Source organism: Danxiaibacter flavus, assembly GCF_041060425.1.
Taxonomy (GTDB): domain Bacteria; phylum Bacteroidota; class Bacteroidia; order Chitinophagales; family Chitinophagaceae; genus Danxiaibacter; species Danxiaibacter flavus.
Window position 1 is genome coordinate 662,017 of sequence record NZ_JAULBC010000001.1, and the last position, 22,112, is coordinate 684,128.

General features: G+C 42.3%; 13 protein-coding genes. 6 read left to right on the forward strand and 7 right to left on the reverse strand.

Annotation, left to right across the window (positions count from 1 at the left end; genetic code table 11):
• The first annotated feature begins 93 nt into the window (after window positions 1-93).
• The 5 genes from QTN47_RS02590 (at window position 94) to QTN47_RS02610 (ending at window position 7,764) form a co-directional block, all read left to right on the forward strand.
• Window positions 94-1,635: a RagB/SusD family nutrient uptake outer membrane protein gene (locus QTN47_RS02590; protein WP_369327753.1), complete on the forward strand. Its 1,542-nt coding sequence runs from the start codon at window positions 94-96 to the stop codon at window positions 1,633-1,635.
• A gap of 60 nt (window positions 1,636-1,695) precedes the next feature.
• Window positions 1,696-2,832, forward strand: coding sequence for a glycoside hydrolase 5 family protein (locus tag QTN47_RS02595; protein WP_369327754.1), 1,137 nt, complete (start codon window positions 1,696-1,698; stop codon window positions 2,830-2,832).
• Window positions 2,833-2,940: 108 nt separating this feature from the next.
• On the forward strand, window positions 2,941-5,727 hold the full coding sequence (locus tag QTN47_RS02600) for a family 43 glycosylhydrolase (RefSeq protein WP_369327755.1): 2,787 nt from the start codon (window positions 2,941-2,943) through the stop codon (window positions 5,725-5,727).
• A gap of 410 nt (window positions 5,728-6,137) precedes the next feature.
• The gene (locus QTN47_RS02605) at window positions 6,138-7,274 is read left to right on the forward strand and encodes a sialidase family protein (RefSeq protein WP_369327756.1); all 1,137 of its coding nucleotides are present in this window, start codon (window positions 6,138-6,140) and stop codon (window positions 7,272-7,274) included.
• Between the two features lie 241 nt (window positions 7,275-7,515).
• Window positions 7,516-7,764 (forward strand): hypothetical protein, encoded by a 249-nt coding sequence (locus QTN47_RS02610; RefSeq protein WP_369327757.1) that lies wholly within the window; start codon window positions 7,516-7,518, stop codon window positions 7,762-7,764.
• A 314-nt stretch (window positions 7,765-8,078) separates the two neighbouring features.
• Here QTN47_RS02610 and QTN47_RS02615 read toward each other — a convergent pair whose 3' ends face one another.
• The 4 genes from QTN47_RS02615 to QTN47_RS02630 all read right to left on the reverse strand — a co-directional run bounded on the left by QTN47_RS02615 (window position 8,079) and on the right by QTN47_RS02630 (window position 15,295).
• Window positions 8,079-8,792 carry an SDR family oxidoreductase gene (locus QTN47_RS02615; RefSeq protein WP_369327758.1) on the reverse strand — a complete coding sequence of 238 codons (714 nt, stop codon included), beginning with the start codon at window positions 8,790-8,792 and terminating at the stop codon, window positions 8,079-8,081.
• 276 nt (window positions 8,793-9,068) lie between these two features.
• Window positions 9,069-10,403, reverse strand: a complete 1,335-nt coding sequence (locus QTN47_RS02620) for a c-type cytochrome domain-containing protein (RefSeq protein ID WP_369327759.1) — start codon at window positions 10,401-10,403, stop codon at window positions 9,069-9,071.
• Window positions 10,404-10,551: 148 nt separating this feature from the next.
• Window positions 10,552-12,066 (reverse strand): DUF1501 domain-containing protein, encoded by a 1,515-nt coding sequence (locus QTN47_RS02625; RefSeq protein ID WP_369327760.1) that lies wholly within the window; start codon window positions 12,064-12,066, stop codon window positions 10,552-10,554.
• A 4-nt stretch (window positions 12,067-12,070) separates the two neighbouring features.
• The gene (locus QTN47_RS02630) at window positions 12,071-15,295 is read right to left on the reverse strand and encodes a DUF1553 domain-containing protein (RefSeq protein ID WP_369327761.1); all 3,225 of its coding nucleotides are present in this window, start codon (window positions 15,293-15,295) and stop codon (window positions 12,071-12,073) included.
• Window positions 15,296-16,080: 785 nt separating this feature from the next.
• Between QTN47_RS02630 and QTN47_RS02635 the strand changes: the two genes are divergently transcribed.
• A complete protein-coding gene (locus QTN47_RS02635; RefSeq protein ID WP_369327762.1) occupies window positions 16,081-17,892 on the forward strand; it encodes a glycoside hydrolase family 2 protein in 1,812 nt (603 codons plus the stop codon).
• A gap of 355 nt (window positions 17,893-18,247) precedes the next feature.
• On the opposite strand, the gene QTN47_RS02640 is transcribed toward QTN47_RS02635, so the two are convergent.
• The 3 genes from QTN47_RS02640 to QTN47_RS02650 all read right to left on the reverse strand — a co-directional run bounded on the left by QTN47_RS02640 (window position 18,248) and on the right by QTN47_RS02650 (window position 22,097).
• On the reverse strand, window positions 18,248-18,739 hold the full coding sequence (locus QTN47_RS02640) for an RNA polymerase sigma factor (protein WP_369327763.1): 492 nt from the start codon (window positions 18,737-18,739) through the stop codon (window positions 18,248-18,250).
• A gap of 556 nt (window positions 18,740-19,295) precedes the next feature.
• A complete protein-coding gene (locus tag QTN47_RS02645) occupies window positions 19,296-20,192 on the reverse strand; it encodes a metallophosphoesterase family protein (RefSeq protein ID WP_369327764.1) in 897 nt (298 codons plus the stop codon).
• A gap of 117 nt (window positions 20,193-20,309) precedes the next feature.
• Window positions 20,310-22,097: a RagB/SusD family nutrient uptake outer membrane protein gene (locus QTN47_RS02650; RefSeq protein WP_369327765.1), complete on the reverse strand. Its 1,788-nt coding sequence runs from the start codon at window positions 22,095-22,097 to the stop codon at window positions 20,310-20,312.
• Window positions 22,098-22,112 lie beyond the last annotated feature (15 nt).

Genomic DNA, 22,112 nt, shown 5'->3' on the forward strand with positions numbered 1-22,112 from the left:
CACATTCTTACCAATTTGAAATCTAACGGTAACGGTTTTATGTAAGTAGAGTCGCGATGCATCGCATTTCTACAATTCAAAACGACAATTATTATGAAAAATATGCTCACCAAAATAACATGTTCCTTTATTGCGCTTTCCGCGGTATTGATTTCATGTAAAAAGGATACACTGAATATTGATAATCCCAATACACTCACCGCAACACAATTCTGGAAGACCGAAGCAGATGCTCAATCGGGGCTAAATGCAGCGTACACAATGTTTTATAAGCCAGGTATCTGGAGCAGATGGATCTATTTCAGGCTTGATCTTACTTCTGATGAAGGCTGGAGCCAAAGTCCATGGATTGAGCTCGGTGACTGGACCCGTTTTCAATATGTAAATTATGATTTTTGGGAAGGAAATGTAAACACGTTCAGGGATACTTATAAAGCTGTGTTCAGATGTAACCAGGTACTTGATAACATTGAAAATATTCCCTTTGCTGATAACAACAAGAAAGAGCAGATAAAGGCGCAGGCGAAATTTTTACGCGCATTGCATTATTACTATGCGGCGTTGCTTTGGGAAAATGTTCCGTTGGTTTTGGTTACATCTAAAGCTGATGATATGCCCCAGCAAAATACTTTGCAGGAAGTGTGGGCCCAGGTAGAAAAAGATCTTACAGAGGCAGCGCAGGCATTACCGGCGAAATGGGATGATGCAAGTGTGGGCCGCCCAACAAAAGGAGCTGTTATGGGTTTTCTTGCAAGAACCTACATGCAGCAGCATAAGTGGACAGAGGCAAAAAATGCATTGGATTATTTTTTTACAGGTGATGGGCGTGGCATGTATAGTTTGGTCCCCAGCTTTAAAGACAACTTTACACACTACAATGAAAACAACAGCGAGTCTGTATTTGAAATACAATTCTCTGATGCAAATATAGGTGGTGGCGATGGTGATGATCCCAACCAGGGAATGGGTAACAACCGTGAACAGTTCTTTGCACCGCGCGGAATAGGCTGGTCAGACGGACAGGCGAGACACTGGATGGTCGACGAATTTAAAAAGGAAAAAACAATTGATGGTAAGCTTGATCCGCGTTTACAAAGTACATTGTTCTATAAAGAAATTACCCAGGATTTTGGTGATAAGATCTATGGTCGCGACTGGCAGTGGGGAGATGATGAAGCCTGGTTCAGAAAGTACCAGCGCGATTATTACCGCACTACAGAGGATTATTATGCACAGGTAAATAACCGGTTGATCCGCTATGCAGATATTTTGTTGTTGTATGCTGAAGTGTTGAACGAACTGGGACAAACGGCCAGTGCATATCAATATGTTGATCAGGTGCGTGCGCGTGCAACGTTAAACAAGCTTGAAGTTACACATCCTGAAATAGGAAATGATAAGGCCAAATTTAAAGAACGCCTGAAAATGGAACGAGAGCTTGAACTATGCGGTGAAAGTGTGCGTTGGGCAGATCTGAAACGTTGGGGTGATCTTGATAGCCAGGCTGCGGTGGATAAAGTGGCGCAGCGTGATCCTGATTTTAAAAACTTTGTTGTTGGTAAGCATATAAGGTTGCCTCTTCCGCAGCAGGAAGTAAATAATAATACGAACCTTAAACAAAACCCCGGTTATTGATCAAAGAAATTAAGCGCCTGTAATAAGGCGCTTATTATCGCTCATTTTAAAACTACGTGAATGAAATTGCTGAAATTTTCTTTGGTTGTTTTGGTTGGATATTGCCTGTTACAAAGTTGTGCATCGCACAAAAAGCAAGAAGAAAGTAAACGCGATATCTGGACCGGAAAAACGGCAGAAGACTGGTATAAAAAACAAGGATGGCTTGTGGGCGCCAATTTTATTCCGAGCAATGCTATTAATCAGCTCGAGATGTGGCAGGCCGAAACTTTCGATACTGCAACCATTGACAAGGAATTATCATGGGCAGAAAGTTTGGGAATGAATACTGTTCGTGTTTTTTTACATGACCTGCTGTATGCGCAGGATTCAGCAGGCTTTATTCAAAGAATCAACACATTCCTTCAAATAGCAAACAGGCATAAGATCAAGCCATTGTTTGTATTATTTGATTCTTGTTGGGATCCTTTTCCAAAACTGGGGAAGCAGAGAGAGCCAAAGCCTTTTGTACATAATTCGGGATGGGTGCAAAGTCCGGGTTACGATGCATTGAAAGATTCTGCTCAGTATCCCCGGCTTGAAAAGTATGTGAAAGGAATAGTGAGCCACTTTGCTGGCGATGACCGCATTCTTGGATGGGACATTTGGAATGAGCCTGACAATCCTACGGGAGCATCTTATGGCAAGGTAGATCTTCCTAATAAGGTGCATTATGTGTTACCCCTGCTTAAAAAAGCTTTCGAATGGGCTCGTCAGGGCAATCCTTCGCAACCACTTACCTCTGGAATTTGGGTTGGCAACTGGGTGGCGCAAGACAGTATGAAGCCCATTGAAAAATTGCAGATCGAAGAATCAGATGTTATCTCATTTCACAACTATGATGATCCCGGTACATTTGAGCAAAAAATCCTCCAGTTACAACGTTACGGTAAACCCATTTTGTGCACTGAATATATGGCAAGGCCAAACGGCAGTACTTTTCAGGGCTTTCTTCCCGTTGCAAAAAAATACAACGTGGCCATGTATAACTGGGGCTTTGTAAATGGCAAAACGCAAACTATTTATCCCTGGGATAGTTGGACAAAAAGGTACACAGCCGAGCCTCCCTTATGGTTTCATGATATATTTAAAAAAGATGGTACACCTTATCGCACACAAGAAACAGATTCGATAAAATTGCTTATCGGAAAAAAGTAAATGAGTTAATGTAAGTCGTACAATGGACTGCTTCCAGGCGACAAACTGATTTAAGAATAAGCGATAGATCTGTATTTAGCAGTTTTTACTTTTGACTTTACCTGGCTTATGTTAAAGAATATCATTTTTACTGTTGCTCTTATTGCAAGTGTTCAGCATGTAACATCTCAAAAGATCAATAACCCGGTGCTGCCAGGTGTTGCGGATGCTGGTGTAATAAAATTCAACGGCGAATATTATGTTGGAGGTGTTTTTACCAAAGGCAGTTTTTACAGATCGAAAGATTTGGTAAACTGGAGCGGACCGCAGCATGTGTTCAGTATGAATAATGATTGGGCGACCAAATTCGGGATCGGTGATGAGCAGATCCATGCCAATGACATTAACTATATCAACGGCCTGTTTCACATGTACTGGTCAGTAAACTATTGGGGAAAGGACAGAAATGTGATCCATATCGGGCATGCTGTTTCACCAAATATTACAGGCCCTTTTGCTGAGCCCGACAAAACTAGCTGGCTTGATAACCGCATAGATCCAAAACTTTTTATAGACGATGACGGGAAGCTTTATTTATACATGGTAAAGTTTACTGAGGGGAATACAATATGGGTACGGCCAATGAAAGATCCGCAGACATTTGAAGGCGAACCAAGTTATGTCTTCTCTTCCTTACCCAATACCTGGGAGACTTTAGATAACAGGGTGGAAGAAGGGCCATGGGTCATGAAATACAGAAACCGTTATTACCTCATGTATAACACCAACCATACAGCAACTGAATGGGGTAATTACGCATTAGGCGTTGCTGAAGCGGCTTCTCCACTGGGATTTAATCATGGAAATAAATATCCATATCCTGTAGTACAATCCAATCAGTGGGATCTCGATGAAAAGTATGTTGATCTACTGAAGTTTCAGAATAACGGCGACTACCTCTATGTTACAGAAAAGCCTGGTGAAAAATGGAACGGTAAAAATTTTAATGCAGCTGACTGGCAGAGCGGAAAAGCTGGTTTTGGCAACCTTGTTATACCCAATTCAACCACCCGGAAGGTACAGACGCTCTGGCAGTCAGACAATTTATGGATAAGGAAAACATTTGTCTTTAATATGTCCGCTGCAGGTAATTTGGCCTTGCGCATACACCACGACGGACCTACGAAAGTATATATTAACGGACAGGCGATTTATGAGAGTGACAGCAACAATTATGCAATGATCCCGCTTGATCAAAACACAAAACAATCTTTGAATAATGGCGAGAATGTACTGGCGATTAGTTGTATTAAAGGAAGGCATTCTGCTTTTTTGGATGTATCTCTTTTTGATATGAAGGGTGATGTTACTGACGATATTTTAATAACACCCGGTCAGCCAAATATTGTTCACGGTCCGAATGGCTTCGATTGGTGGCTGGTTTATATGGCAAACAAAAACAAAGAGCGGAGAGGGCAATTTATTAACCAGGTACATTTCTTTGATAAAACGATGTATGTGGACGGGGTTACCTCCGGCAATACAATAGGTTATCATGCGGCGCCGTCAATGCCTACGTTTGGCGATTTGTTTGATGATAGCCTTTCGTTGCGAAAAAAATGGCAGGTGGAATCGGGTAGCTGGCAGATAATGGGCGGCGAATTGCAGCAACTGAATAACACATCGTCTCGTAGTTTTATTAAAAGTACTGCGGCTGTCAATTATTTATTTGAAGTAAATATTAAAATAGGGGGGGGTAATTCTGCAAAGGTCGGAATTTATGCCTATTACAAGAGTAAACAAGATTGGCTCAAAATATCATTGAATCGGCAAACAATGTCATGTCAGTATGAACTGATGCAAAATGGTAAAAGTCAGACGCGATCTTTTTCGCTTCCAAAAGGTTTTAATTTCAAGGCTTATCATAAAATAAGCTCGTATAAAAATGCAGCGGGTTTTACGGTTAGGATAGATGATCTTCCTGCACCCGGCAGTGATGTTATAAAAACCGGATTTGCACAAGCGGGATTGCCCGGCATCTTTACAGAAAATGCAAAAGCATTTTTTGATGGCATTATCTACACCATAGGTTGGGATGAGTTTGATGGGACAATAACAGGCTGGCAATCAACTACGAAAGGGAAAAATAGCTGGAGTGTTTCTTCACAAGGGTTGAATCAATCGAACGCAACTGGAGAACAGAAAGTTTTTAAAGGCGACAATCTTTTGGCTTATGACTTTAATGTTCAGATAAAAAACAATTCGGATCAGGGAAGCGCTGGTATGTATGCGATGTATGCAGGTGAAGGCGATTATATTAAGGCGGGTTTTGATTATCAAAGAAAATCGCTTGTTATATCCGGCATGATAAATAATAAGGCGATTGAGGAAAAAGTCATCAGTCTTGAAACTATGCAACCTGTATATGCAGACATGACCTACAGCGATTTTCTTGAAAAGCATTTTTCCTTTAAAGTACCCGTGTATCTAAATGCACTAAAACTCAATAAGAATGGCTATTTGAAAAAGGATACACTCATAGATAAGATATACGATAAGGTGGATATCTGGTATCATGATCACGACAAATGGCTTCCATTAAAATACAAATTGGCGGAATCGGATCATCCCTTATTTGATAAAATAGTATTTGATCAGATCAAAGCAGATGAGCTGAAGTTTACGAACAAACAGGCAAGTGACCATAACATTTATATTTATAAGTTGTGGGCAAACGAAGTGTTTAAGCAATCATATAATTTAAGAGTTGTAAAGATGGGTACACGTATTTTGTTTTTTGTAGATGGCAAACATGTATACGAATTAAAACAAACAATGCCGGCATCGGGAGTTGGATTATATACCAATAATTCAACAGCGAGTTTTAACGGAATTACGCTGCATGATTTGAAATAACTTCAACTATTGAATGGGTTCCTTTGAATAAGATGCGTTTAGAACCCTGGGAGACAATAATTGCAGTTGAATTTCCAATGAACAAATCCCTTCGGGCAATGTCATTAAGTTAAGGACATTTAATGCTCCAGCGGAGCTTCCTGTTTGTAGAAAATCAGGATTTTAATATCATCCGACTCCAGCGGAGTCTCCTGTAAAGCTTGACAGGTAGCTCCTAACGGAGCTTGAACGATCTATTTTTTTTCTTTCTACAAACGGGATGCTCTTACGGAGCAACACCTGCGAATCATCCTTGACTTAATGACATTGCCCTTCGGGATTGCATGGGAATAGCTCACTATTCTTGATTAAATTAAATTGCCTAACGTTACTATTGTCGATAGTTTTTATCAATGCAAACATTGTCCAACATGAAATTAAAAGCTGTTCTATTGATTGCCATTATAGCAATCAATACAGGCGCATTTTCCCAGTCGCAAACAATAATCAACTGGAATCAACAAGTGCTTATTAATAACATTCCTGTTTTCACAGATTCAGGTAAGGTTTCTGAAGCTGGCGGTACCAATGGAAGAAAGCATGGCTTGTACGGATCGCAATATGCACGCTTGTTGCATCTTACAAATGGTAAGTGGCTTGCTGCTTACACAGTCTCAAGAAACAATGGTTATGCAAAAGATCCGGACGGTGGCCTTGAGCTTGAAGTTGCCCAAAGCGGTGACAATGGTCAGCATTGGGAGCCGGTCGCAGTTATTACAGATCATGGTCGCGATCTTGATAATGCGGAAATGATACAGAGCAAAGATGGATCGATCCTGCTCGCCTGCCGTTCCGTTAGATGGCAGGAGTCTTATCTTTTACCCGTATACAAAAGCAGCGATGCAGGCAAAACATGGAGACGGATTAGCATAATTGACAAAAACGAAGGCAAGCGGGGTGAGTTGGGTAAACCGGATAAAGGCGTTTATGAACCACATTTGTACTTGCTGGATAATGGTAAATTATCAGTGATGTATGCCAACGAAATTCATGTCACAGAAAATCCCTCTTACAGCCAGATCATTTCTCAGAAGATATCTGATGATGGCGGCGCTACCTGGGGCAAAGAGATTTGGGTTGCGTATGAAAAAGGTCATAATGCTTCCAGGCCAGGAATGCCTGTCTGGACAAAAATGAAGAATGGAAAATTTATAGTGGTCTATGAAATTTGTGGTCCTGAAAAATGCAATATTTATTACAAGATCAGTAACGACGGCATCAACTGGCCGGAAGGATTGGGCAATGTTATTCCTGACCAGCTGGGCGGACCTTATATTTTAAGTTGCTCAAATGGTAGCCTGATCGTTACATCTAACTCAAGCAATATGTCAGTAAGCGATGATTATGGGGTGCATTGGCGCAAAGTTCAAAGCGCCTGGCCTAAAACGCTTTGGCCTTCTCTGTACGAATTTGATGAAATGAAGGTTGGGGCTGTTAATTCCGTTCCAAGGACAGAGGGCGGTAATAATATACAGGTTAGATTTGGAGAGATAGCACAGAGCAAGTAATCCGCAGTTCGGGATGTTCCGCAGGGTATTCCGAACTACAGATAAATAGGGATGTTAATCCCGTTAAATGTTGATGTGCGATTAAAGTAAAAATGACCGTAAGTCCTGATAAAGAAATTGGAAATCCATTTAGTCTCTGGTTCGACATGTGATGCGCTAAAATACCGAATAGCCTGTGCTTCTTGCGTTAACTCCAAATGTTCTAGCTTTACATCCGAAAACGCAATAAAATCTCTCACTCATGGATCGCAGATCAACACTTGGGCAAAACGGTTCGTTCCTGCAAATATTGACGGTTTGTTTTAACGAAAAACAAAGGGCCGATCTGCTGTTCGATGATAATGGTCTCACCAGGGCGAGCGGATATATACGGTTGATCAACGGCACCGCCAACGCGCCATATCTGGAAATGGAGGATGGTCAAAAGATCAGCATAAGGAGCATAGTTGCCGTGAACGGAACGTTTTCTGATAACTATTGTGAATGTTAATGAGGGCATTCAACCAATAACTTTTTGCACACGTTAATGCTCCGGTCAATTGGCCATTGGGATGTATTACGGCACATAAACAGCTTTCCACAGTCAGTTCATTACCCGAAAGATCAGCAAATAAATCAGGGGACAAACGATACGTCCGTTCACTACTTTGTAGCGATGGATGGCCCTGGCAATTTGCTATTTATTGTTCCGAATAGCATGCCATAGTAGTAAGGTGGAAAATACCTTATGTCGCTATTGATTAATAGTCAATTTGATTTATAGTTCGACATGCGCTACGCCAAAAGGTCGAACAGCTTTAGGGATTAAATAACATGATCCCTTGGGAGCATCATTAACTTTGGAATATTTACATGTGCGGGTTGCCGTATAATAAATTGAACAGCATCCACGATATCTGCCGTGGTTAATGGTTCTTTGATATTCATGCTGTCTTTGGGATGCACAGGCCAATTCTTATGTAATTCGGTTACCACTAAGCCGGGTTCAATACATGATACACGAACTGCCGTGCCAGCTAATTCCATGCGAAGCGCTTCTGACAATGCTTCCATTGCAAACTTCGAAGCAGCATATGCTCCTGCAGTGGGCCTCACCTTTGTTCCAAGTACACTGCTGAAATTAATAACGTGTCCCAAACCTTGTTTTTTGAATATTTTCAAAAAAGCGTACGTTAATCTGAAGGTGGCTTCTACATTCAGGCGGATCATTGCGACCATTTTCTCGATATCAATTTCTTCAATAGAGCCAACTTCAATAGAGCCGGCACAGTTGAACAAGTAATGACACTCACCATACTTCTCCATTATATGTTTTTCAAGATCATGCTGAAATTCAGGCAACATAATGTCGCCTGCGATAATGTCAACATTCTCTGATTTTAAAGCATTCAGGCGATCGATCCGGCGTGCAGTAACAACCAGCTGATAGGCATCATCATTTTTAAGTGATTCTGCAATTGCATGCCCGATACCGCTACTAGCACCCGTGATAAGGCATATCTTTTTTGACCTCGTCATATAGTTTTTTGAATTTGCTTTAGTGTAAAGAACTTAACAAAGATTGACGGAAGATAACAAGATTAAGTCACGTTTTCCTTCTCAGCATTCTTCGCTGGCCAGGAACTTTCATTCAAAATATACTCAAAAGCTTTGTTGTATTAATCAGGTGCTTTATAGATCTCACCGATTCGTTCAGGATGCTATATGCCGGAATTTTTTTTGAAAATCAAAGCGCATTGCTAATGTGGCACAACCCATAAATGGACCGGCATTCAACTGTCAACGTTATTTATATTAGCCAGGTTGCTTTACTGCCGTGCCCCAGGTGTAAACTCTTTTTATTGAAGGATTTTTTTTCAGGTTGGCCACGGCCACATCTGTTATTTTAGTTTTATTTAAGTTAACGGCTTCGAGGTGCTTAAGTAATTCGAGATTATTACTCACATCATCTGTAACCGGGTTATTTTCTATCCGTAATTTTTCAAGATTAACGAATGACTTTAAAATGTGCAGATCGCTATCCGTAAAGTTATTGCCGGACAGGTTTAGCCAGATAACATTTTTGGCCAACGCCATCAGATCGTTGCTGATCTCTGACATTTTCACGCCCGAATTGGCCGGAAGTGTAATGTCCAGCATCACCGGCTTATTTAACATCAACCTTACCATTAATCCTTTTGTTCTTAAGCGCGCCATCGCCAAAGTGTCTGTCTGCATTGGGATATCAGGATTGACAGCCTGAGTACTCATTTCGTCGTTACTGGTTCCATTATCAGGTTGATGAAAGCCCAGGTAGGTGCCTACCTGCATTTGTATAGAGTCCGGGTTTTTTAACTGTGCCATCGTTTTACCTTCCACTGCACCGGCCTTCTCTATCCACCATTTAATTATCTCGATCTCATTTTTTGAAAGCGGTGGTTTGCCGTCTGCGGGCATATAATCTTTGTGCTCAGGATCGAGGGTGACACGCTTATATAGTTCGCTTTCGGCTAATTTTCCGGGAACGATCGCCGGGCCACTCTTGCCACCCTTTAATAATGCTTGCAGGTTATCGACCGATAATTTTCCCTTCCGTTTGCCACCCTGGTGACACTGGGCACATTTATTCTGTAATATAGGCTCGACAACATCTTCAAATATCATGGCGCTTTGAACGCTTGCCGGCTTTTCACGCACCTGCTGCATTAGTGTACGCATACTGATGTACTCGTTACCGTGCGTAAGGCTTGCGCCCTGATGACCACTATAGCTCATAAGCGCTATAAGACTGATCAGTAAAACGGAGAATAGTTTTCGCGGAATGTGTACCTCAAGCATCACTTTTTCCGTAGACAAATAATATAACACACCTGAAATAATTGCAAGGGCAATACCAGACAACTTATGGTTGATTAATACAGTCTTGTCATAATCGCCGGATATGGATAATATGTAACCCAATAAACAGGCTAGCACTGCTGATACAAATCCAATAAATAATGTTACTGATACGGCTGGCTTTAAATTCTCGTATTTTTTCCTGTAGGATAAAAGGTTGAGAATTGCTGCCAGTATTATAAAACCAATTGGCAGATGCACAACAAGCGGATGCAAATGGCCCGAAAATGTAGTGATGTTGCCTAGCGTCATATCAATGTGGTTCAGTTAAGAGTTGTCGATTTCAAACGTTATAAAATATAATTGTCGCAAAAGCTCTGTGGTACTCTGTGTCTTCTCTGGCTGTTTCTCCGTGTAACAAATTTCCTGCTCGAACTTTCCATGAATCTCTGTTATAGTATCAACTTAATATATCCTTTACAACTTTTCCCTCCACATCTGTAAGTCTGAAACGCCTGCCCTGAAATTTGTAGGTAAGCCGTTCATGATCTATACCCATGAGGTGCAGGAGTGTGGCCTGGAAATCGTGTACATGCACCGGGTCTTTTATAATGTTATAGCTAAAGTCATCCGTTTCGCCATAGGTTACACCAGGCTTAACTCCCGCGCCCGCCATCCACATGGTAAAACAACGCGGATGGTGGTCACGGCCGTAATCATTTGGTGTAAGCTTGCCTTGTGAATACACGGTACGGCCAAATTCGCCGCCCCATATCACCAGTGTATCTTCCAATAACCCCCGTTGTTTAAGATCTTTAATTAGCGCCGCGGTCGCCTGGTCTGTTGCCTTACATTGCGCTGCTATGCCTGATGGAAGACTGGTGTGCTGATCCCAGCCCTGGTGATACAGCTGCACAAATTTTACGTCTTTTTCCAACAGCTTACGTGCAAGTAAACAGTTGGCTGCATAGGTGCCGGAATCCCTGCTATCCGGGCCGTACATTTCAAATATCTCGTTTGGTTCATCTGCTGTGCTCAACACGTCCGGTACGGAGGTTTGCATACGATAGGCCATCTCATATTGCGCTATACGGGCATCCACTTCCGGATCGCCGTAAGCAGCGTTTTGCAGCTGATTTAGTTTTGACAGATAATCCAGCATTTCTTTACGGTCCTCACCATCGTATCCATCAGGGTTATTGAGAAATAACACCGGATCTTTCCCCGCTCTAAACTGCACTCCCTGGAACTTAGATGGCAGGAAACCGTTACCCCATAGCCGCGAATAAAGCGGCTGATCTTTCTGTCCGTTTTTGGAAACAAGCACAATAAAAGTTGGCAGGTTATTGTTATCAGACCCAAGCCCATAACTTACCCAGGATCCAATGGAAGGCCTGCCGGGTAACTGATTACCCGTTTGAAAAAAAGTAATAGCAGGATCATGATTGATGGCCTCTGAATGCATCGATTTTACGATACATAGCTCATCAACAACTTCTGCTGTAAACGGCATCAACTCGCTCATCCATGTGCCGGTTTGGCCATGCTGGTTAAATTTATAGTATGATGGTACTACAGGTAATGCACTTTGATTGGCGCTCATACCGGTAAGCCGTTGCCCTTTCCGCACCGAATCCGGTAGGTTTTGACCCATCATTTTGGCAAGCATGGGTTTGTAATCGAAGGTTTCAAATTGCGATGGACCGCCGCTTTGAAACAAATAAACCACCCTTTTTGCTTTTGGTGCAAAGTGAGGCAAGGCCCTTAATATATCGGCCTCCAGGTCGCCGGTAGCAGCAACTTCCGCTTTGGAGGCGCCGCCAAATAAACTGTTGCCGAACAATGAACCCAGCGCCAACGCCCCAATACCTAATGAGGTCCTGGTTAAAAAATTCCTTCGGTCGAGCCTTTTATTGAGCTCGTTAAATTCTGGTGTATTGAGCCTAAACTCATCATCATGATGAAAATCAGACATACAATTATCTTTTAGTTAGTGATGCATCTGAATTAATGATAGTACTGGCAACCACCGAGTTGGCGGCAATCATAGAGCTATCCAGCGTTTTATCTGTTTTATATTGCCCTGCATTAAGCCAGCCGGCCTGCTTTTCAGGATGCAGCCTGAACTTTTTAAGCTCAGCCTGTTGCATGGTTAAGAGCAGATTTATTTCGTTTGGCATAGGCCTTCTCCCGGTAAGCTTACGGTAAGTTGTAATGATGGCTTCGCGGCTGTCGGGGATCCGGGTCATTTGCTCACCCATTACCTTGGCCGCTTCCACAAAGGTTGGATCATTAAGGGTTACCAATGCCTGAAGGGGCGTGTTGGTTTTTTGCCTCCGCATGATGCAGTAACTGCGTGCCGTGGCATCAAAGGTTGCCAATGTTGGGTTGGGCACCGAACGCTTAATGATCACGTATAAGCTGCGCCGGTAAACAGATCTGCCGGTGTCTGCGCTATACGTAGTATTGTTAATCTCCCAAAGGCCTTCAGGCTGATAGGGTTTCACACTTTTGCCGCCTATTTCTGCGTTAAGTAATCCACTTGCAAAAAGCGCATTGTCGCGGATCATTTCGGCCTGCATGCGATAAGCCGGGCCATGTGAAAGGAAACGGTTGTCTGGGTCTTTTTCTACGGACTTTTTGCTTGCGCGGGAATCCTGACGGTACGTGGCTGACATCACAATCATTTTATTGAGCTTCTTTACGTCCCAGCCCGATTCAATAAAGGTTGTAGCCAGCCAATCCAGCAGCTCGGGATGACTTGGCATTTCGCCCTGGTTGCCAAAATCCTCAGCAGTTTTTACTATACCCGTTCCGAAAAAGTTTTGCCAAAAACGGTTTACAGCAACCCTTGCAGCCAGTGGATTATTGGGGTTGGTTGCCCATTGTGCCAGGCCATACCTGTTTTTAGGCAAGTGTTTATCAAAAGGTAAAATAGCCTCCGGCGTATTTGGATAAACCTGCTCCCCGGGCATATCATAATTGCCCCGTTTTAGCAAGAATGTTTTTTTAGGTTGGGCCATTTCCCGCATCACCATTACTTCATCAATATTCTCTGTCGAATCTGATAGTTGGGTCCGCAATGCGGTTAATTTTTGTTCCTCGGATTGTACATTTGGGTCGATGGCTGAAACATAATAAGCCCTTAAATTATTTAAATCATCAGGCGATAATGCCGCTTTATTCTTGAATGTAATTTCCGACCAGTTTGCTTTTTGAGCTAATATCTTAATTTCATATGGAGTTAATGCCCGGTTATAAACGGTAATGTCATCAACCTTGCCATCCTTAAAGCCACGGCCACGCCACCAGGCGCCTATTTGCAGGCCCGGGCCGCCTCCGTTAAAGAGGATGTCTTTGGTAAGCTCATCCATCGTGGTCTCCATGGGTAATTCAAGGCCATCCATATATAATTTAAGACCGGCAGCCTTTGACGAACCATCGTAAGTAACAGTGAGCTGTATCCATTTATCGCGCGCTACATCATTAATACTCACTCTGGTAATAGCATTTGACGGGGCCGTATGCGCCATATTCAGCTCCAGTTTGTTGTTCTTCAAATAAAGATGGTATCCTTTAAAATTATACAAACGCTCGGCGGTGCTTTTATGAAAAATAACGCCCTCGGTAAGCTGCTTTGGAATGTTTACCCATAAGCCTATGGTAAAAGGCTGCGACCGCCTGAAAATGCCGGTCTTGTTCAGATCAAGCCAGGTGTCACCATTAAGTACAATGGCTTTGCCGCTACCCCGCTCCTCAAGCACTGCTTTATCTCCCGGTTGACCGGTTTCGCGTTTCATTGAGGCTATATCTTTGGGATTAATGCTATTGACCAGGCTTCCTTTATCAAAGGTGTAAAAAGCCTGTATACCGGTACGCGGAACTTTATCTTCAGATAGTTTTTTGTAGCCTCCGTCATTCATCCATTTATCAAAGCCTATGGTAGCGTTGCGTTCGGTTGCAGCAAGTTTTTTAAGCTCATTGTTGATGTTGTTATTGATGAACAGGAGGAGCTTTTCTTTTTCTGCAGTCGGCAGCAGCAATGTTGGTGTAGGCAGGGCGTCGTCAAAAGAGATCTGGCCGGCTTCTTTTATATTGTTGAAAAAACTGAACAGCTCATAGTAATTCTTCTGGGATATCGGATCGAATTTATGATCGTGACATTTAGCGCATCCTACAGACATGCCCAGTATTGCATTGCCAAACGTATTTGTTCTGTCTACAACATATTCGGTTTGGAATTCCTCCTCAATAATACCTCCCTCCATGTTTTGCGGATGGTTGCGATTAAACGCTGTGGCTATTATCATATCGCGGGTTGGGTGGGGCATCAGATCGCCGGCCAGTTGCCATTGGATAAACTTATCATAGCTCATATTGGTATTGAAGGCCTTGATTACCCAGTCGCGGTACGGTGACATGTCTCTGACCCTGTCAACAGTATATCCATGTGAATCGGCATATCTCGCGACATCCAGCCAGTCAACTGCCATTTTTTCTCCATAGTGTTGGGATGCGAGCAATCTGTCGACCTGTTTTTCATAAGCATTAGGAGCATTGTCATTTACAAAATTATCTATCTCGGACAGGGTAGGCGGTAGCCCTGTAAGATCAAGTGTAACACGGCGCAGCAGTAATTCCTTGTCTGCTTCTTTTGACGGTTCCAGCTTTTGCTGTTTTAACCTGGCTAATACAAAATTATCGATGGGGTTGATTATAATGCCATCTGCTTCCGGTATCTCAGGCTTTACGGGTTTTACAAAAGCCCAATGGGGTTTGTAAACCGCACCATCTTCAATCCATTTGATCAGCACCGCTTTTTCCTGTGCTGTAAGGGTATGGTGCGATTCGGGTGAAGGCATCATATACTTCGGATCATTTGACAAGATACGGTGAAAAACTTCGCTGCCTTCTAAGTTTCCGGGATCTATTGCCACTTTGCCCGGGTCCTCCGGTAAACTGCCATAAGCGAACTTGTCGATATCCAACCGCAGACCTGCCTGTTGTTTAGCTTTATCGGGCCCATGGCAGGCAAAACATTTATCAGACAGAATAGGTTTTACGTCCATGTTATAATCTGGTGAAGCAGGTAAAGCATTGTATGCTTCCTTTACATCAGGAAGTAAATCAATGGCTGTTGAATAATGGTAGAAGCCGGCAAACAACAATAAGGCAACAAGCAATATAGATATAAGCCTTCTCATGAAGCAATGTTCTTGTTTATAATTTAATTTATTACATATTGCGCAAATACCCCTGATATAGTGTATTGCTAATCAAAATCTATCCTGTTGCCAACGCGTAAAGCAGGAAAACTCCTGTGCTAAAGGTGAAAAATCTGTCCTGAATTCTTATGGCAAAAAGCTCAGCAGATTGCCTGCTAAACTATATGTTCTTATGTATAAACATACGAAAAGTTTACAATTGCAATTCAATGCCGTTTAGTTATGCAAGCATTGCCAACTTTAGGAGATTGTTCCTGAGGTGTCGATGAAGGATTTGAAGCTTAATTCATTGCCGTCTGCTTTAGCTGACGGGAAACGAAACTAATTGAATATGGCTTTAGCCCGCAATCCATTTTTTAGGCTAAAGCCCGGTTTAAAAGATAAGCCACTGTCCGTCAGCTAAAGCATAATGTCGTTTAGTTAAGATGCTTTAGTGGTGTTGCTCCGTAGGAGCATCCTGTTTGTAGAAAGAAAAAAAAGATCGACCAGCTCCGGTAGGAGCTACCGGTTAAGCATTACAGGAGACTCTGCCGGAGTCTGATGACATTTAAAAATTCTGATTTTCTACAAACAGGGAGCTCCGCCGGAGTGGCACATAGCAGACACACAGAATCCCAGAGACTATACGATGCCTGCTTAGCTAAGCGACATTGATTATTTAATCTTAAATAATTTATCTCTAAACCAGAGATATTGGTATCTTTTGCCTTTTTGAGAAGACAAATAAATATACTGTTCACTACCTTTTTGACAACCACTCAATCATGAATAAAAACTTTCTTCGCTCTGCATTCACCTTACTTTACATTGCTCTCAATTGTACTGGTCCATTTGCCCAGACAGCAGTTTTGCCAACGCAATGGACAAAAGCTGCGATGGATGCTACGGTGCCTTTTTCAGAATATCCAAGACCACAATTGCAGCGCGACGATTGGATGTGCCTGAATGGCAAATGGGATTATAGAGGGGGAAAAAATGTTGCCAACGCACTGGATCCAAAAGAAGCGATAACATTTGATAGCGAAGCGGAACAGATCCTGGTTCCTTATTGTCCCGAGTCTGTATTGTCCGGTATTCAACGTCCCCAGGAGATCAACATGTGGTATCGCCGCAGTTTTGAAATTCCTTCCGCATGGAAAAGCAAGCAGGTCATTATTCACTTCGAAGCAGTGGCTTATCAGGCAACACTTTTTGTAAACGGACATAAAGCAGGCACTCACGCCGGTAGTTATGATGCTTTTAGTTTTGATATAACACAATATTTAGTGAATGGTAAGAATACATTGGTAGTAGCAGTTCTGGATCTCAATGATGGGCGTGTTCCATCTGGCAAAAGCGGGCCAAGAGGTGATTATACTTTCTGTTCAGGCATATGGCAAACCGTGTGGTTAGAGCCGGTAAACAAAACATATATTGAAAACATCCGTCTGCTGCCTGATCTTGCTAATAGTCGCCTGAAAGTGCAAGTAGCCACTAAGGGTGAGGGAAAAGTATCAGCAATAGCACTCGATGGAAACAACGTTGTTTCGCAAGCGGAATCAACAAGCGGCAACTATTTTTATCTGCCGGTGAAAACACCAAAGCTTTGGTCGCCGGATAACCCTTTTTTATATGACCTTACGATCAGCTTAAAAGATGCGAAGGGAAATGTTGATAAGGTAAAAAGCTATTTCGGCATGCGCGATATTAAGTTAGGCAAGGTTAATGGCGTCGTACGGCCGTTGATCAATGGCAGTTTTATGATGCAGCTTGGCTTGCTTGACCAGGGTTATTGGCCGGATGGTATATTGACCGCGCCGACGGAAGAAGCACTTAAGTTTGATGTTGAATTTACCAAAAAGGCCGGGTTTAACCTGATCCGCAAGCATATGAAAACCGAGCCGCAGCGTTTTTATTACTGGGCCGACAAACTGGGATTATTCGTTTGGCAGGATATGCCTGCGATATGGTATCAGCATGAAGATTCTGCCGCAACAAGAACTGAATTTCGTAAAGAGTTAAAACTGTTGATTGACGAACATTACAATTCACCATCCATTATCACTTGGGTGCCTTTCAACGAAAACTGGGGAGCGTTTGATGTGAAGGAGATTACAGATTGGGTGAAGCAATATGATCCGTCAAGACTTGTGAATGGTAACTCCGGTTTCAATAATAATCCTTCTTATCAAAAAGCTTATGGCGATCCCGGGAATGGAGATTATGTTGATACGCATATTTATGTGGGGCCGTATAAGGCCTCGGTGCCGGATGAACACCGGGCTGCATCGTTAGGCGAATTTGGAGGCGTAGGTTTATTTGTTCGTGATCATATGTGGCCCGTTGAGAATAATGCATATGCCTATGAACCGACAAAGCAACGGCTAACGGAACGGTACGTCTTTTTATTAGATCAGGTAGAGCAGTTAATGAAATACAAAGGCCTGAGCGTGGCTATTTATACGCAGACAACAGACGTAGAGCACGAGGTGAATGGTTTGCTTACTTATGACAGGGCTTTTGAAAAAATGGAGATAGAAAAAGTTAAAGCGGTGAATGAAGCTGTGATTAAAGCAAGCTATAAATTGAAGCCTTAGGCGAATAGAAAATCGTTTCGTGAAAAGCCTCGCGGAAATGCGGAGCTTTGCATTTCCCCAAAATTAATTTCCATTTCCCGCTGTCCGGGATGTTCCGCAGGGCATCCCGGACTACAGATATAAAGGGATATTAATCCCCCTGCAACACTGATGCGTGGCTGGTAAAAAATATTTATAGCTTGATTAAGGATTGAAATTCCATTTAATCTGGTGTTCGACATGCGTTGCGCTAACATGTCGAACGGCATGAAGCATATCGAACACCATGAATTTCATCAACAAAAAAGCCTCATTCAGGAATGAACAAGGCGAGTTAAACCAAAAAACATGTATCTGTTCAAGCTTTTAGTAACACTTAACTTCTTTCGAGCACACTCTGCAATAGTTGTCTTGCAAAAAAAATGCGACTTTTTATTGTTCCCATTGGCTCATCCAGCAAACTTGCAATCTCTGCATATTTATAGCCCTCCATGTGTAATAGGAAGGGCGTTTTAAACTTGTCCGGCAATTTGTCAATTTGAGATGAAATAGTGCCGGAGTAAGTATCTATATAATAGCTTTTATCCAATCTGTTTGCCAGTTGCAGATTTTCTATTTGTGTATAGAGTGGTTGAAATGACTTCTTTTTGCGCCGGTAGATATTGATAAATATATTTCGCATAATGACGTAAAGCCAGGGGCGAAGATCTATTCCGTTTTTGTAGTTGTCCCGGTACTCCAGGGCTTTGCAGAGCGTTTCCTGTTGAAGGTCATCTGCATCCTGTGCATTTCGGGTAAACTTCAATGCTTGTGTTTTAAGGAATGTTGCATTTTGCAACAATAATTCGGAAAATTGTATTTTTTCCATAACCAGAATTTAGGCTATCAAAAGTTATAAAATTTAAGCAATAATGTGTTGGTTTAACCGTAAAGCGGAAGAAGATAAAATATTGTATTGGTAATCCTCATCAAAAACGGATGAGGCATTCAACCTGCAGAAAATAGTCGCGGTATTTGTATAATGCATCGCCCAAACGGCCGATATGATCAACAAATTTTAGAGATGATGTGCTACACGATGAAGGATACGCAACAAAATTTTGCTTTGCTGGAAGATGGAATAAACTATCACCAATTTTAAGAGTTGCAAAAATTTCGTTTGGACAGAAGTGAACAACTGGAATACATCTCGCTATGGGTAAAATAATGAAAGGGATAAAGTAACTCCGCGAAGCCGGATCTTCGCGGAGATGAATTTGTTAGTAATCTTCATTGTTGATTGAGATCACTAAAATATCGATGTCAATGCCAGGGTTGTTTTTAATTCATTGCCGTTGTGCTTCTGATCTGAGATTTTGATTTCTCTCCTCACTAAAGAGGAATGGCAATGAAAAAATGTTCTTATTGATTGCAGCTATTTCCACTTAGAGATTATGCGCATAGTATTCGCTTTCAAATCCTCCGTCTTCGTATAACTTCAAAATAGAAAAGCCTGGTGGCGTTTCAAAATAATACCCTGGTCCTGCCGAATCTTTGTCACCCTGTCCCCACCAAAATCCGCTCATCGCACCATTGCAGCAATACCAAACGTTATTGTAAAACGTTTTGTCGTATAAATGATTGTGTCCGCTGAGAGAGGCACGTACTTTGTCTTTATGTTTGTAAAAAAGGTCTTTCAGCTTTTTATGGTCACTGTGATTGCCACCCACGAGTGTTGGTGTTGCTCCAAATGTTGGAAAGTGAGACATTATCAGGGTAGGCGTATTCTCCGGCGTACTGGCAAGATCAGCCTCTAACCATTTGAATTGTTCTTCGTCCAGTGAGATGTCGTGTGTGTTGTTCCCATCCAATACAATAAAATGCCAACCAGTGCGGGTGAAACTATAATACCGGTGCGGAATCTTCAGGCGCTTTACTACATAGTCTTTCCCATACATTTCATCTTTTGTATCAGGTGCTGCCCACCAGGGATCGTGATTGCCGATGCAACTATAGATGTCATACCCCTTTATCTGTTTGAGGCAATCATCCCAGATCTGCCACTGCTCTGTAACGCTTTCTCTTTTTACATTGCTGTACGATGCGTCGTTGATGGAATCGCCGGTGTTTAAAAAGAAGTCAATTTTTAGCCCCTTTATTTTGTTCAGGCAATCCTTAAACCGTTGTGGTGCATTGTCTCCGGGACGTATATGCACATCGGTAATGTGTGCTAATGTTAGAGCAGGTTTTTTGGGGTTTAGGGCTGAACTGTTATTCGCGCCAACAGACAACGGCAACGTTGCTAAGGCCGGCAGGCTTGTCAAAAATTTTTTTCTATCCATAATGTGGAATTATATAAAGAAGCGTTTCAATAGTTAGAGAAAGTCAGCGCAATAGTGCATGTCAAAAACTAATCCATTGAAACGACTTCCTGATATTGTTATGTTGATTAATGTTTGTTATTCCCAGCCAAAAGGTTGCTTTAATTTCGGGTTTTGAGTTATTTCCAAAACCGGTATGGGCAAATAATAATACTTAGGTGCTACAAAGTTTCTTGGTGCAAGCCCTGTTACAATTGCGCCACCATTCTCTCCATTTTGGAGATAAACCGTTACGCCCTGATCTCCGAAGGATCCTGCTTTGTAATAGATCAGCGTTTGCCCTAGTGAATTTTGCAGTTTGTCGGCTTCTGCCGGTATCGCATCAGATTTTTTTATTAGAATAATGTCCGCAATGCCATCTCCGGTAAGGTCATACTGGCCAAGACCGGGGAAATAAAGACCTTGTGCGTATGGTGCAAAACAAGTTGCTCCTGCGTTCCAACGTAGCAGGTCGTTGTAGCGTTGGCCTTCCAGTGCAAACTCCACTCTTTTTTCTCTTCTGATCTCCAGGATTAGTCCCTTGTTTGCTCCGGAAACATCAGGATATTTGGCCGCTAAAACTGCGTCCGGGCTGGCGTTTGCCGCTGCCATGTTCAATGCAGGCATGCCGGCACGTGTTCTTAGCAAGCCTATTGTTTGATCAATATCCGCCTGTGTTACTGTTCCTAACTCGGCACTAGCCTCGGCATAAGTCAGTAACACTTCTGCATAGCGAATGGCTGCCACGTCAACGCTGCTGACAATTGTGCCGTCTGTGCTATTATTATTAAATCCTTTCAACTGATGGTACCCTGTAAAATTGTTGTTTAGTTTCTGCACATAAGGTTTGGTGCCCGGTATTACTGCTAACCCCGGGTATATATATGTAGCATACAAACGTAAATCCCTGTTTTGAAATTCTTCAACAAATTGTTTTTTCTGATAGTTAGGAATGTCCGTATATCTCGTTCCATCTTTCATTAAATAGGTCTGCACTAAATCTTTTGAAGGGGATTGCTCGTAATCCAGTAATCCAAAATTTCCGGAACTGGATACACCTTTTGCAACATCATACGCAGTATTTAAAATCACTTCCTTATTTCCGCTGAGGTCTGCAGTGTTAAACAGATCGGCATAGTTAGCAGTCAGCGTAAATTTTCCGGAGGCCATAATATCACCTGCCTGTTTCTGCGCCATTTGCAAAAATCTGGCAGCAGTGCTTTGCAGGTTCAATTCAGCGTGATATTTACGGTAGGTTCCTTCAAACAACGCCATACGTGCGTACATCGCTTTTACAGCCCAAAGACCGGGAGTGCCTGCAGGAACTTTCTCCATTACATTGTTGGCAGCAAAATCCAGGTCCGCAAAAATGCTGTCCACTACAGCGGTGCGCGGATCGCTGGCCTTGTATAATTGAGCGGAGTCAGATGGGTTAATGGTGTAGCTATACCACGGAACATCCGAATAGTTTTTTACTTTGTCTAGATAGAACTTTGCACGATAATAACGGGCCAAACCCGCGTAGTGATTTTTGGTATTTTCCGGCACATTGGCTTTTGCATAATTGTCCAGAAAATAGTTAATGGATCTCAATCTGCCCCATGTCCAGTTATTAGGTGTATTCTGAGAACTCACGTTACCACCCATCAGGTTTTTCATGGTTACGTTGCCCGTTGTTGCATAATCATCTGTTGCCTGTTCATTTCCATTTACGAAGAGGGATGACCCGGGGTGATCCAGAAGTCCATTAATATAAAGTGATAAGTCACTTTCTGTATTAAAATAGAGTTGAGGTGAAATAATGGTTTGTGGATAGCGATCCAAAAAATCCTTCTTGCAAGAACTCAACAATACAAACGTGGTGATGATTGTTATGTACTTTTTCATCTGTTTATTATTTCT

Bases quoted from the DNA above. Each gene is read 5' to 3' on its own strand.
- QTN47_RS02590 (WP_369327753.1), top strand. From the start codon at position 94: ATGAAAAATATGCTCACCAAAATAACATGTTCCTTTATTGCGCTTTCC.
- QTN47_RS02595 (WP_369327754.1), top strand. From the start codon at position 1,696: ATGAAATTGCTGAAATTTTCTTTGGTTGTTTTGGTTGGATATTGCCTG.
- QTN47_RS02600 (WP_369327755.1), top strand. From the start codon at position 2,941: ATGTTAAAGAATATCATTTTTACTGTTGCTCTTATTGCAAGTGTTCAG.
- QTN47_RS02605 (WP_369327756.1), top strand. From the start codon at position 6,138: ATGAAATTAAAAGCTGTTCTATTGATTGCCATTATAGCAATCAATACA.
- QTN47_RS02610 (WP_369327757.1), top strand. From the start codon at position 7,516: ATGGATCGCAGATCAACACTTGGGCAAAACGGTTCGTTCCTGCAAATA.
- QTN47_RS02615 (WP_369327758.1), bottom strand. From the start codon at position 8,792: ATGACGAGGTCAAAAAAGATATGCCTTATCACGGGTGCTAGTAGCGGT.
- QTN47_RS02620 (WP_369327759.1), bottom strand. From the start codon at position 10,403: ATGACGCTAGGCAACATCACTACATTTTCGGGCCATTTGCATCCGCTT.
- QTN47_RS02625 (WP_369327760.1), bottom strand. From the start codon at position 12,066: ATGTCTGATTTTCATCATGATGATGAGTTTAGGCTCAATACACCAGAA.
- QTN47_RS02630 (WP_369327761.1), bottom strand. From the start codon at position 15,295: ATGAGAAGGCTTATATCTATATTGCTTGTTGCCTTATTGTTGTTTGCC.
- QTN47_RS02635 (WP_369327762.1), top strand. From the start codon at position 16,081: ATGAATAAAAACTTTCTTCGCTCTGCATTCACCTTACTTTACATTGCT.
- QTN47_RS02640 (WP_369327763.1), bottom strand. From the start codon at position 18,739: ATGGAAAAAATACAATTTTCCGAATTATTGTTGCAAAATGCAACATTC.
- QTN47_RS02645 (WP_369327764.1), bottom strand. From the start codon at position 20,192: ATGGATAGAAAAAAATTTTTGACAAGCCTGCCGGCCTTAGCAACGTTG.
- QTN47_RS02650 (WP_369327765.1), bottom strand. From the start codon at position 22,097: ATGAAAAAGTACATAACAATCATCACCACGTTTGTATTGTTGAGTTCT.